Raw genomic sequence first — 12,970 nt, forward strand, 5'->3', positions numbered from 1 at the left:
ATACTTTATTTTTGTTCTTTTAAAACAATCTAACAATTATAGTGTTGCGTATGCGGTAACTTCTGCAATTACGGCAAAGTTGCCAGATTGATCTAACTTACCGACCGACGTTCCTGCTGCATTTTTGAAGACTAAATCATCCCCAGAAAGCTCGAATGTCCATTTCTTTGTTCCGGATGCATTTCGAAGCTCGAAAAGTGAGTTTGTTTTTAAGGCTCCGGAAAACGCTCCGATTGTGCCGGTTAAAGTGCCGGTTAAAGTGCCCCCAGACAATGGTAAGGCATTCGTAATGCCATAGCCGCTCAAGGTTGTCGGCTTGCTGGTCAACGATGCAAACGTATGTGTATGCGAAGCTGCTGCTGCTCCCACCTCGCTGTATGTATAACTCGGTTTCGAAGATGCTTTTGCCCAGCTGTACACATCGCTTGCCGGGCGCGAATCACTCAGGCGGCTGTCGGTTGTCAGCACACCGTCGGTAATGCCATAGCCGCTCAAGGTTGTTGGCTTGCTGGTCAACGACGCAAACGTATGTGTATGCGAAGCTGCTGCTGCTCCCACCTCGCTGTATGTATAACTCGGTTTCGAAGATGCTTTTGCCCAGCTGTACACATCGCTTGCCGGGCGCGAATCGCTCAGGCGGCTGTCGGTTATCAGCACACCGTCGGTAATCCCATAGCCGCTCAAGGTCGTCGGCTTGCTGGTCAACGATGCAAAGGTGTGCGTGTGCGAAGCTGCGGCTGCTCCTACTTCAGAGTATGTATAACTCGGTTTCGAAGATGCTTTTGCCCAGCTGTACACATCGCTTGCCGGGCGCGAATCGCTCAGGCGGCTGTCGGTCGTCAGCACACCGTCGGTAATCCCGTACCCGCTCAAGGTCGTCGGCTTACTGGTCAACGATGCAAAGGTGTGCGTGTGCGAAGCTGCTGCTGCTCCTACCTCACTGTAGGTATAACTCGGTTTCGAAGATGCTTTTGCCCAGCTGTACACGTCGCTTGCCGGGCGCGAATCGCTCAGGCGGCTGTCGGTCGTCAGCACACCGTCGGTAATCCCGTACCCGCTCAAGGTCGTCGGCTTGCTGGTCAACGATGCAAAGGCGTGTGCATGCCCTGTCTGAAATTCGGACAACGTGGTGTAACTTAACCAATCTGGTTTGTCGGTTAATTCGATCCAGCTGCTTACACCTCCTGTCACGTTAGCCGACAGCACGCCGTTTGCGTCAATACTGAGCCCATCGCCTACCTTCACACCTCCCAACGCAGACGGTGAAGCAACCGGCAGGTTGTCCCAAATGGTGCCAGGTGTATAGCCTTCAATTCCAAATGCCGTCACTTCACCATCCGCCGCAAAGCTGGTCTTTGCCCGGATGTACTCTGACGCGGTTCCTGGGTTAACTACCTCGAAGTAATCGGTCCAGGCGGGGCGGTTATTCAAAGTATCCCAATTCGCAATCGACATGCTACCAGATGAGCCCCCAGATGCCCCTGCTCCACTAGATGACCCTGTACTTGAACTACCATTAATCACATAGTCCGACTCCTGCCCAGTGACCAATGAAAGGCTCAACACTTCAACATACTGACCTTCTATTGTTTGGTTGAAATCATCGAAGCTAATGCCGGTTTCAAGCAGTCGTAAATTAGAGTTGTTGGCATCCGAGATAACCAGATTCATTCGTGGTATGATGTCTGCGAATGTTCCCTCATAAGCTCTACGCGGGCTGCGTTGTATGCTCGAATTTATACGACCGATCAATTCAGCCCATGAGTAAAAGGCCGATGATCCTGAAGCAAACCCGCTCGATGGAGAGCCATCAGCCCGCAAAATGCCGCCTTTATAGATAACATCGTTGTTCACGATCTGCGGGATCACTCCAATAACAAGCGATATATCATCGGGCACATTGTTATTATTCTGATTATTAATAACTGTAAACGATTTACTTCCGCTATAACTATCTTCCTCATCCAAAAGTAGCTCTAACGAAAAGTCAGCGTATGCAGCGCCTATAATGTCTGGGCTATTGGGGCTGTCAAGCCCTATTTTCAAAACGCCATTATTCGGAATCGGCGGGATGGTTTCCGAGAATGAACGAAGATTCTCGCCTATTTCTGCAAGTGTATACACACCAATTGTTGAAGGAAGAATTGTCGGCAAGCTGCCCGGAGTCCAAACCCATTCGTCATCACTGTTAACTAGCGAATAATAACTTCCATCTTCGGCTGCAAACCAAATATACAGCGAGAAAGTCGTATTCAGATCAGCTGAATTAGATACAATTCCGTATTTAAACGATAATTTCAAACTGCCGTTGCCAGCGTTCAAAAAATCAATGCTTTTCCAAACGCCGTCGAATATTGGAGCTGATAACTGCATAGGTATGAAGAGATATACATTACCATCGGAATCAAGTGGTTTTATGGCGTACCCAAACCCATCAGACACATCCCAATATTTCAGATTCCCGGAGCCGTCAAGCTGTGAAAAATCGCCATTTTTAATGACATTGCTTTGATAACCATAGTCCTGCTCGATCGTGATATTGCGAACAGCTGGAAGCATATTCATATCGGTTTCACCCTCGCTCCACCAGCTACTTTCATCCTCAATGCTTTGAATAATGTTGCCCGATGAAACGGCAGATCCATTCTCATAAGATCTATATGTCACATCACCTCCGACTGGAATTAATGTGTATGAGGTGATCCACCATTCGCCGTTTCGCTGCAGTATGCGGTGCCCCTGTAGTACTTGCTCCAGCACTTCAAAGCAGGTCATACCTTCAAACGCTTCGAGGTTTACGCTATGCACTTCGAAATAATCGGTTCCGACCTCCTGTTGCTCTTCTTTTAGGTCGGTTGCTGTGTTTAGATTCAAACGAACTCCCGTATTATTCAGCAGCTGCTGAATCAACGCCAGCATCGTCATTCTACCGGTATAAGCATCGCCATTATCATCTACAAAATCAATATTGTCGAGCATCCCAAGCCCATCGTACGCAGTGAATTCGACCGAATAAGGAACGGCCACCAATGGTTCGCTCCAGCTGTCTGGCTCAATGAATCCGATCCAGAAGAGTTGGCCCGACTTTTCCACTTCAACCAGGTGCTTACGGGCATTGCTCGAAAACAGGTACGAAAACTCATAGTCATTTTCACTCTCAACATAGAGCGTACACTGCGAGCCGTAAATAACAGGTATCGTGTTCGAGCTGTCGCCCCAGGTGAATTTAGCGCCTGCCGACATATAATTCCGGTAAGTCACTGCTCCTGAATAGTCAAGCTGTTTAATGCGAACAACAGTGTTCACATCGTGGATATCTTTATATTGAAACTGAATGATAGTACCGTATGCCATTTTCAATGCATTTAAAGAGCCTGTAGCTCGATTATCTCGGCAACCTCTTCGGCTGTTGGTTCATGGTCGAGTGTTACCTCGTTGTACTCGTAATGCTTTGCTGAATTATCGCTTTCTGATTCAGATGCCTCTACCTGCTTAATGTTCCAGCGCACATGCCATTTGCCAAGGCCGATTTGCTCAACCTGAAGTGGCTGCTCGTTTCTTTGTTCTGTTCTTACTTCCATAGCTATATTTATTAGGTGAATTGATAAAATCCGCTTTGCTCTACAATTACCGTTTTAAACGGCAACATCGCCTTGTTTACTTGTTGAATAGCCTTTATAAGCATGTTTGATCCGGTAAATATTACGCGAAGCTCTCCTTCGTACCTAACTTGAAGCTTCAGACACTTACGGTGTGCCGATTCGTTGTACTTGCTCTCATTCAACTCGTAGTCAACAACCTCAATTTCCTTATTTACAACTCGGTTTATTTTTATTTTTTCGCCCGACATGGGCGCGGAATCAACGGTGATTCCCAGTTCGCTAAATAGTTTCATTCCTGTTATCGTTTTATAGAGATTAATGCAATTTCCGTGCATACACCAACCCTTGTATGAGCCAACCACCTCGGTACGCCTGTGCCCCTTTGCCTTTGCAATTTTGCGTGCAAAGCTTTGCTTAATTGTTTTACGTAGCCTGGTATGGTCGTGAAAGAACACGTACCCAAGAAAATTGATGCCGCGACTATCGACCGGAAAAACCTGCCAGTTATTCTTCAACGTGAGGTTTAAATTAACCTTCAAATAGGATTCTATTTCGGCACGAAGCCTATGCAGTGCCGCTTTGTCACTGCCAAGTATGACCATATCGTCGCAATAGCGGAAGTAATGACGAACGTGCTTTTGTTCCTTCAACCAATGATCGAAGTAAGAGAGATAGAAATTGGCAAAATATTGACTTAAATAATTACCAATTGGCACACCTGTCGAACTATCGATAATCTCATCGAGCAAAGCAAGGAGTCGCACATCCTTAAACCGGCGGCGAAGCAGGCGCTTTAAAATAACATTATCGATGCTCGGGAAGAATTTCCGCACATCCATTTTTAAGCAATAACGTGTTTCATCCTTGTACCTAAGTGCTTGCTTGACCCGTTTAACACCATCATGTATCCCTCTACCCTTAACACACGCGTAAGTATCGCGAATGAACGAGTTGACAAAATAGGGCTCCAGAACATTCATAATAGCATGATGCGCTATACGGTCAGGAAAGTAAGGTAAGCGGTAAATCTGCCTTAACTTTCCGGCATCTGTCACCATTTCGAAAACGCGGTAGGCTGATGTTTTGTAACTGCCATCAACAAGGCGCTGCTGCAACAAATGCAGATTCGCCTCGCGATTACGATCATGCAGATCTATACCGTACCGGCTCTTTTTGCCCTTGCGGGCAGTTTGGTCAGCCTGAACAATATTACTCATGTCGTATATCAGTTCGTATATGTTACCTACACGTTTCATTTATATTGGCTTATTAACTGTGCCGTTCTCCGATGTTTCGGATACCAGACACGTTTAAGTATTTTTTGTTTTTTGGCAAGAGCCAGGGCCTATGTGCTTTTAAAAATCATAAGCAAAGCTGAGAGCCGATATTCGAATTCGCATTCGAGGCCGTGTTATTCGTATTCGAGTACGCGAGACCGGCATTCGAACCATTATTCGCATTACCGCTGCGCAGCAACCCCCGCAAAGCACATACAACCAATTTTTTCAACCGCCGGGGCGCACGCGCCCATAAAAGCCAAGCCGAGAGCCGATAGTCGAAAACGCAAACGAGGCCGCGTGACTCGTATTCGAGCACGCGAGACCGGCATTCGAACCAGCATTCGCATCACCGCCGCGCCGCAACACCCGCAACCCCAGGCTGGTATTATTATAGAAATAGTCGCTAAAGTAGGTCGAGGAACTAGCCCCGTTATTAACCTCTGCACCAAGCATGTCGAAGTGTTCACCAGCCACAACATTCTTTAGCCACCCTTCTGATTTCGTGAATTCAAAGAACCTGCTATATTTGTTCGTAATCGTATCTTCATAGACATTTTTGTCATATATGTAAGCCAGGTATTTATCGCCTTCCGCAACGGTTTGTTTCCAGATATTGATTCCCTGAATCCACTCCCAGATATCTCCGAAAGGATTTTCCAGCCCCATAAATGTGTTCAACTTCACATTAACGTCAGCACCTGCGTCAAATGCAGTTATCACCTTGTTTACCTCTCCATCAATCAGCCCTAAGCCGATAGTCTCTCCTGTGCGAACAAGAGGATAGTTGCTATTATAGGCTCCCCACTGCGTCCAGTCAACTGTCGTTAATCCATTACCAAGGCCACCGGAATAAAAGCCATCAACTTTTTCGCTAACTGCCTTCTGACTATTCAATGTCGCATACTTTGTTGCAAAAAGCATCATGATCGCGCTGTGTGCTGCGTAGTTAATTATTCCGAAGTTTGCACCTTGATTTTGAGCGTAGTTGAAAAATGATGTGCGACTTGTTTGCGTGCGCGGCTTTCCTAAAAATCCCTTTTCAAGTCCGTCGTTCGTAGCACTGTTATTCCCACCACGAAAGGTTGTCGATTCGTTTACAACCGACCAAAGCGAATTGGCAGATCTATCGTATATGGCTGTGTTATTGACGACTGCCTTTGTCGTGCCTAAACACCACCCTGGGTGGCGCTTAAAGTACTGGATACGATACGGTGATACCCATAACCTGTAATGCGTTGCATCGAGCGGCTCAACATGATAATAAAAAGGAGGCATGTAGCTCATAATATTACCTGCCGATCCATCCAGTATGGCATCAGACCCATCTTCATACAATAGCCCATTTGTGCGGTTCAGACGCTTTAAGTATCCAACACCTGAAGCATCAACGGTAAGCGTTCCCTGTACGGCCATCTCGTTAACAACAGCATTGGCAGCCATGTCCATGTTTCCGATACGCTCCAGATCCGGATTAGCCTGTTCTGTGTCGATGATAACACCATAAGCCCTGGCAAAACGCGATGCGTACGATAGGATACCACTAAGCCCTATGTCAGCAAGCGTTAGTCCGCCTAATTTATTTGATTGAAAGGATGTCACAGCCATTATGTAAGGATATTACAAACATCAGGTACTGCGGTGCAGGAGATGCGAATGAACTGACCTGGAGTGCCATCTGTTACGTTAAACATATCTTCTTCATCAACTATCTGCTCCGAGTCCGGAACGTCGTAAAATTTCGACAGTCCAATCCCTCGCTGAAGCTTAACTGTAGTCTGTTCTGACACACGCACTTCTATTGCTGCATTAACGCTTGTTAGCTTGACCGCAGGGCTAACATATTCCCCATCAACAAGCACAAAGTCAGCCGCCTTGAAATTTTGCAAATTTGCCATTTTGTATAATTTTTATGGACTTACCGTCCGTTACGTTTTTGAAATTCTTTCTCACCTTCCTTAAAGGCGATGTAGATGTCGCCTTTACGCAGCCGCATACTTGGAACAAGCACTTTAACCTGGCTACCTCCACCGACTTGCCGGCTGCTGGTTGCATTGAGCGTGTGGCGTGGGTCGTTCCGGCGCAATACTTCCTCTCCCGAGTTAGCGCGAATCAGAACGCTGTCGCCTGAAAAGCTAGAACCTCCGATGATCCCACCGGTGGCAAACTTCGGAATTGACGACAATGCACTCGCCACTGCGGCTACTGTTGCTGCCAAGGCAACTATATTGAGCGGAAAGGGAACCTTTTGCGATGCGGCTATACCAGAGACCATCGCCTCGCTTCCTTTCGCACTTGTAACAGCAGCCGATCCAGCTACTTCAGCGCCTGTCAATGCAGCAACCTGTACAATAAGCTGCGGAATCATCTCCAGCATATTGGCTGCAAATCCAAGAAAGTTGCCGGCTGTGCCTCCAATACTTTCTCCCAACGAACTAAACTGGGATTGCAAAAACGATAAGCTATCAGACTTCGTCCATTGATTCATACTAGCAGCCATTTCGGCTATTTCATCGTTCGGCAGACTTGATCCGATCTTCTGAAATGCATCATCAATGCCTTTCAGTGCATCTTTATTCATCGACCAGTCATCCATCGCCAGCGCTTCATCAACTTGCTCTGAAAGCGACTTTGCGCCGCCGCTCTCATTAATGTTGACCATGCCCATGCCTTTTGCAAATCCGGCGGCATAATTAATGCCCGACGATTGGCCGGCTGCTTGGGCATCTTCATCACTCAAGCTTATTAATTCGATCTTCTTTTTGGGGTTTAGCGTATTATTCCACGCATTCTCATAATTCTCAGCCGTCTCTTTCCCGGCGTCTACAAATACCTGCCCCATGCCCTTGAATCCATCAACCCAGGCCGATTTAATACCTTCCCAATCCATCGTAAAGATGGCCTTAACCATCTTACCGGTCGACTTTAAATTTTCCCAAATAAGCTTCAGTCCGGCTGTTGCATAAGTAACCATCTGGTTAAAGCCGAGCTTTACATACTCAATAGCACCACGAAAGACCACCGACTCATTATATAGATCGATGAAGTAGTTAACAATTCCAACTAATCCTTTCATACTATCATTCACCCAGCCGAGCATCGTTGTTTTAACCTGCGTTATCATCGTATTTGTGCCGCCAAACACTTGCGCTCCTGTTGCGTGAAACTCCGACAGCGTATCAGCCCACTCCATTTGAGCGGCTGTCGCTGCTCCTCCCTGGGCGATAACATCATCCAAGCTCGTATTCAAATCACCAAGCGAACGGATGAACTGAACGGCATCCTCACCAGGGCCACCAAAAATGTCGGCCAACGCCTGCCCTACAGCAGGCGATTGCTGAGGCAATGAAGTCAACTGCCGACTAACCAGCTGCATGACTTCAAACATGCTCTTATTGCCCGACGAAATGTCATTTTGAATCTGCGTGGAACTTAACCCGATAGCATTCAGAGCATCTTTTGTCCCGTTCGTCATTTCCCGCAAACGAATGGTTCCCTCTTTAATAGCATCGGCTGCTTTGTCGTTAAACACGCCCATCTTGTTGCCTTCAGCAATAATGGCAACCATTTCTGACGCAGCCAGGCCTGCCTCTTTAAAATGAGGGGAATATTCAGCGACCTGCTCCAGAAAGTCGCCGTTTGAGTTGGCCGACGTTGCCAGACCTGAGTTGATGATGTCAAAAGCACCTTTGGCCGACTCTCCAAACTGATCCATCAGTAGGTCACTTGCCTTTATCGCGTCGCCTACCTCTGCATCATAAGCCTGGGCTATAGCCTGTACCTGCCCGGTCATGACATCGAGCGCAGCACCACTTTGGCCAGTCAGCTGAGCTACTTCATTACGCACACCACTAATCTCCTGGGCATAGTCGGCAACAGCTGCCGCAGCATCCATCACCTTATCTACTGCAAACATGGCTCCGGCTGCAACAGCTGCACCCTTCAAAAGTCCGTTCAGGCCGCCTACGTCCTTATTGATCTTTTGGACATTACCGGAAAAATCAAGTATGTATTTAAAAACCTTTGTGCTCATTTACCCCCACTTTTTAGCTAATGCTCTGAACCTTCTTTCGTCACGTTCCGGTTTATTCCCAACTTGTTCTTTCTTTTTCTTCAGGTATTCTTTCAGCTCATCATCGCCCTCAAGCTTCAGTATATCAAACTGGCTGGCTTCTTTCATTTCAGGTGGATATAGATTAACCCACGACTGCCACCTTGCGATCTGCCACGCAGTGAGGTCTGTTCGCTTTGAGTCTTCCTCTTTTTGTTTTTTCCACAAATGCCAGGCACTTATGGTCTGGTCTGGGGTGAGCCCGAGAAAAGTCTCCAGGCTCATTCCCATTTGACCAATTGCTATGTCAAGCAATTCATATTCGTCGTCGCCGGTTATTCCGGCTTGTGCTTTTTTCCACCCTCTTCAACTCCGTTAACATCGACAGGAATTGCTTCCTTCTGATCGGCTTCTAATTGGAGTTTATACAGCCTTGCAAAAGCCTCATTTACCTCATCGTCGGAGTTGTCAATAAATTCATCCAGGGAGTCATTAAACGGCATGTTTGCGCGCTTAGCGCAGTCGCGCAGATGGAAGTATGCCAAAGCGATTAGATCTCTGTTTTTCCCTTCAGTTATGCCTTTCCCTGAAAATCCGGCGGCCTCAAAATCCCAGTTACCGCGGTTCGTTTTATAAAATGGATACTCAGATTCTCTGTAATTAAATGTTGTTCTTACTTGTTGTGCCATTGGTCAATGTTTAATAAGTGTTTAAACTTGTTTTAAATCCGAAATAAAGGCATGCCGAAACATGCCTTTTCACAATCTGTTTCAATCTATTCACCCGAATTATCGGCTTCTTCGTTACGATCTGCCTCTCCGCCGGTTGCCTGTGCCTTTTTCCGAGGCTTTGCCTTTTTCTTTGCTGCGGGAGCTTTTAACGTTTTAGCGAGCTTTTCAGCTTTGCCAATAAATCCGGGATCTGCCATATTGATGAAGTTTTCGAACGTGTAGCCAAACTCAACACCTGCCTTTTCGCTGGCGGCCTTGGCTGCCAGAAATGCAAAACGGCGGGTTTCATTTTTAGACTTTCCAATCTTCTCGAGCTTGATATCGGTCTTCTTCACCAGCTCTCTCAGTGCATCCGTTGCCTCGAACGGAAATTCACGCGTACCAATCTTTAGTGTCGCCATTATACTGCTACTGTTTTAGCGGTTAGCTCTCCTGTTCCTTCAAACGACACACTGAATGTTGCATCAGCGTTGTTTGGCGCAGTTTTAGGCAAGCTCGATATAATAGCTTCGCCTTCAAAGTAAGTGTCTCCAGCTTGCTCCGGCGTCCAGTTGTCGTTACTGTCAACCGCATCGCGCCCGGCAAGCTTCAGTGTCACAGGCTGTCTCGAAATCATAAGCCCAAACAGCGTGGCATAACTAAAGCCATCGTAACAAGCCAGGGCATCACAGCCGGCTTTCCAGTCTAACAGACCCGCAACTTTATTTTTCCATTTGCCGGTATCCTTGCTTACCCGGTCGCGGGTTTCAACCGATGGCTCAAGTGTATGTTGCGTCGAGTGCGCAATGGGCGTTGGTACGCCTTCAACCTCAATGTATAAGATGAGGTCTTGTCCTTCAATAACTCCTGTATTTGCGGCCATTAGTCTTCAGTTTCAGATTCTTCATCGCTAACATCAATCGATTCGACATATTCAAGGATGCCGGATAGAATGAAATTAACGGCCTGCTCTCCAAACGATTTTAAAATATCGTTATCCAGGCTAAGCCGTTCAAATAAGAGGTCAGTAAGGCCTTTCGAATCGCCAGCCTTACCCAGTTCAATTGCTTCTTTCAGCACATTTTTGGCGCCATCAGAAACATATTTTTCAACAAGGTAGTCGTCGGCTACCGAAATCAATAGCGAGTAGCCAGCACCGTCAATCAGATCAGCCAAACCTTTCTTAAAGGTCAGCTTATCCAATGCATTGCGAAGCCATCGCTGTTCTTTTTTGCTCAGAATTCCTTTTTCGCTTGTCATAAGCAGTATAAATTTTATTGCGCCAACAATCCAGTTGGCTAGTTTTAAATATTTGAATGGCAATAACAACCCGAGTAGCCTGGTTAATAAACGCATAACTATTTGGGTTGAAATTCGACATGAATGTGATCGGACTCCAGCACAACATCGAAATTCTCGCCCAATCGCTCTCTGATCTCCAATACGATCTTCGTAAGCATCGCCTTGCTCAATCCCCAAATACGCAGATCGATAGCAGCACCAACGTAATGCAGCGATCCGGTACCATGCTTGCCGCCAGTAACCTCTGTAATGGTAACCTCGTTGCCGGTAAGCTCACGGTATACCTGATCGGCTACCATCATGGCAATCACGATCTCGGGGCGGGCACCGGCTATCTTTACACCTTCTTTAAAAATCATTGTTTGTTAATTTCAAGTTGTCGAATCCGCTTAGCATGATCGTTTAAGCGATTTTCATTCACATTAATTCGTCGGTCAAGACTTTTCAACTCATTGCCATGCTCTACCAGCATCTTACCTGTTTCCTCATTCTGTTCGATCATGCGATCGAGCCTCGCATAAACACCGTCAATGGCCTTTCGAATGATCCACCAGAGTAAAACAGAACCGGCACCGATAACACCTGAGAGAATCCACACTTTCAAATCCATTAGAATAGAGTTAATTGGGGGTGTTTGAAAAAGCCACGCCCCGATAAGCATTGAGCGTGGCTTTGATGATCGATATGCAGAGAAACAAAATATAATCGCTGTCAATCTACGGCCATTTCGGCCACCTCCTTGAACACTGTCCCGTTATAGATGAATTCCAGCAGCTCATTCTTATTAGCCGATATAGTTTCCGCCAGCCCTGTTATATTCGTTCCAAATGTTGCCGTTCGGTCGGTGCCATCGGCTGTTAGGTCCAATATAATCCGGTCGCCTGGCGGACTATTCGACACATCAACATTGAAGACGATATCTGCATCCATTGCTACGGTCGCATAGGTAAGCGTCAGGTTGTTTGGCGAAACGGCTACCGTGTCAGCACTGGTCAGCGTTACCGCCGACCGGTTGCCGTACTTGTATTTATCAGGCGGAGCCGTAAACGACTGCAAAACAACCATCGACACCATCAGCGCGATTCCAAAAAATGCCAGTTTGCTAATTAAATTGCGCATAGGCTACCTCCCTCCTTAAGCTGCGTCAGGTGAAACAATGGCTGCGATCGCTTCCTGCGTTTTAGGCAGGCAGATGAAACGCAGACGATAGTTGAAGTAGTTGGCTTGGGTGCCTGGGTTGTTCCGGGCTTCGCTCAGGTAGTACTTCACAGTTCCGCGCGCTTTAAACATGCGTTGCGGGAAGAATGCAAAGGAGGCCTCGCGGTCACCGGCTTGCTCTTGTCCCCAGGCGCGTTTTTTCCAGGCCGCACCATCCAGGTAATACTTCGGGCAATTGGCATGCTCGTACATCTTGAACCCGTACAGGTTCAAAACTTTACCTTCGGTAATGTTGACGTACTGCTTTTCAAATGCTTCCGACGTGCTCAGCAAGTCGGCCACGTGATCGGCTGAAAGTACCAATACCCGGCCTTTTTTAGGCACACCGGCTTTGTCCAGCTTCTTTTTCAAGGTGGTGAGGTCTTTCGGGGTCAGCTTTTTGCGGCCGTCCTCATTGGCATCGCCGGTGGTTACCACGATCGGCGTTTCCGTTGTGTCAGCTTGTGGAGCTAACGCGTGCGCCGCCTTGTCACCGGTGCTCTCTTCCAAACTTTCGGTATGCGACCTCGTTTTTTCACCGATCACCTTGAAGCTCGAGGCATACAGGTCATCGTCAGAAACTTCGGTCTGCTTGGTTTGGAACTTATCCAGTGCAATAGCGATATCTTCATCGTCGCTGTCCTGGATTGGAATTGGATAGGTGGTGTTGTTGATCAACACGTCAGGCTTAACGCCAAGTTCAACCAGGTGAATGACATCATTGTCAACGTATCTGGATTGATCAGGGATCTCCTGCAAAAACTCACCCGAGTGGGTGAATTGGCGGACAACTTCGCCCGTCCATACTTCTCTTTTTACTCCTGCCATCTT

Annotated in this window: 15 protein-coding genes; all 15 read right to left on the bottom strand. The window is 47.1% G+C overall.

The window, feature by feature from the left end:
* Positions 1 to 36 precede the first annotated feature (36 nt).
* The 15 genes from C8N47_RS11795 to C8N47_RS11865 all read right to left on the bottom strand — a co-directional run bounded on the left by C8N47_RS11795 (position 37) and on the right by C8N47_RS11865 (position 12,967).
* Positions 37 to 3,354 carry a hypothetical protein gene (locus C8N47_RS11795; protein ID WP_107822762.1) on the bottom strand — a complete coding sequence of 1,106 codons (3,318 nt, stop codon included), beginning with the start codon at positions 3,352 to 3,354 and terminating at the stop codon, positions 37 to 39.
* A gap of 11 nt (positions 3,355 to 3,365) precedes the next feature.
* The gene (locus tag C8N47_RS11800; RefSeq protein WP_107822763.1) at positions 3,366 to 3,581 is read right to left on the bottom strand and encodes a hypothetical protein; all 216 of its coding nucleotides are present in this window, start codon (positions 3,579 to 3,581) and stop codon (positions 3,366 to 3,368) included.
* Positions 3,582 to 3,592: 11 nt separating this feature from the next.
* Complete coding sequence (locus C8N47_RS11805; protein WP_107822764.1) at positions 3,593 to 4,858, bottom strand: reverse transcriptase/maturase family protein; 1,266 nt, start codon at positions 4,856 to 4,858, stop codon at positions 3,593 to 3,595.
* 249 nt (positions 4,859 to 5,107) lie between these two features.
* Positions 5,108 to 6,487, bottom strand: coding sequence for a hypothetical protein (locus C8N47_RS11810; RefSeq protein ID WP_107822765.1), 1,380 nt, complete (start codon positions 6,485 to 6,487; stop codon positions 5,108 to 5,110).
* Positions 6,487 to 6,777 carry a hypothetical protein gene (locus C8N47_RS11815; protein WP_107822766.1) on the bottom strand — a complete coding sequence of 97 codons (291 nt, stop codon included), beginning with the start codon at positions 6,775 to 6,777 and terminating at the stop codon, positions 6,487 to 6,489. The genes C8N47_RS11810 and C8N47_RS11815 overlap by 1 nt, the downstream gene beginning before the upstream one ends.
* Positions 6,778 to 6,797: 20 nt before the next feature.
* Complete coding sequence (locus C8N47_RS11820; RefSeq protein ID WP_107822767.1) at positions 6,798 to 8,912, bottom strand: phage tail tape measure protein; 2,115 nt, start codon at positions 8,910 to 8,912, stop codon at positions 6,798 to 6,800.
* On the bottom strand, positions 8,913 to 9,215 hold the full coding sequence (locus C8N47_RS11825; protein WP_146161515.1) for a hypothetical protein: 303 nt from the start codon (positions 9,213 to 9,215) through the stop codon (positions 8,913 to 8,915).
* A 50-nt stretch (positions 9,216 to 9,265) separates the two neighbouring features.
* The gene (locus tag C8N47_RS11830) at positions 9,266 to 9,619 is read right to left on the bottom strand and encodes a hypothetical protein (protein WP_107822769.1); all 354 of its coding nucleotides are present in this window, start codon (positions 9,617 to 9,619) and stop codon (positions 9,266 to 9,268) included.
* Positions 9,620 to 9,705: 86 nt separating this feature from the next.
* Positions 9,706 to 10,062, bottom strand: coding sequence for a hypothetical protein (locus C8N47_RS11835; protein ID WP_107822770.1), 357 nt, complete (start codon positions 10,060 to 10,062; stop codon positions 9,706 to 9,708).
* On the bottom strand, positions 10,062 to 10,523 hold the full coding sequence (locus tag C8N47_RS11840) for a phage tail tube protein (RefSeq protein ID WP_107822771.1): 462 nt from the start codon (positions 10,521 to 10,523) through the stop codon (positions 10,062 to 10,064). The genes C8N47_RS11835 and C8N47_RS11840 overlap by 1 nt, the downstream gene beginning before the upstream one ends.
* Positions 10,523 to 10,900: a hypothetical protein gene (locus C8N47_RS11845; protein ID WP_107822772.1), complete on the bottom strand. Its 378-nt coding sequence runs from the start codon at positions 10,898 to 10,900 to the stop codon at positions 10,523 to 10,525. Before C8N47_RS11845 ends, C8N47_RS11840 begins: the two co-directional genes overlap by 1 nt.
* Positions 10,901 to 10,998: 98 nt before the next feature.
* On the bottom strand, positions 10,999 to 11,301 hold the full coding sequence (locus tag C8N47_RS11850) for a M15 family metallopeptidase domain-containing protein (protein ID WP_107822773.1): 303 nt from the start codon (positions 11,299 to 11,301) through the stop codon (positions 10,999 to 11,001).
* Positions 11,298 to 11,552, bottom strand: coding sequence for a hypothetical protein (locus C8N47_RS11855; protein WP_146161516.1), 255 nt, complete (start codon positions 11,550 to 11,552; stop codon positions 11,298 to 11,300). The genes C8N47_RS11850 and C8N47_RS11855 overlap by 4 nt, the downstream gene beginning before the upstream one ends.
* A 101-nt stretch (positions 11,553 to 11,653) precedes the next feature.
* On the bottom strand, positions 11,654 to 12,061 hold the full coding sequence (locus tag C8N47_RS11860; RefSeq protein ID WP_107822775.1) for a hypothetical protein: 408 nt from the start codon (positions 12,059 to 12,061) through the stop codon (positions 11,654 to 11,656).
* Positions 12,062 to 12,076: 15 nt separating this feature from the next.
* The gene (locus tag C8N47_RS11865) at positions 12,077 to 12,967 is read right to left on the bottom strand and encodes a phage capsid protein (RefSeq protein ID WP_107822776.1); all 891 of its coding nucleotides are present in this window, start codon (positions 12,965 to 12,967) and stop codon (positions 12,077 to 12,079) included.
* Between the last annotated feature and the right edge of the window lie 3 nt (positions 12,968 to 12,970).

Origin of the sequence: Mangrovibacterium marinum (genome assembly GCF_003046625.1) — a bacterium.
GTDB classification, from domain to species: domain Bacteria; phylum Bacteroidota; class Bacteroidia; order Bacteroidales; family Prolixibacteraceae; genus Mangrovibacterium; species Mangrovibacterium marinum.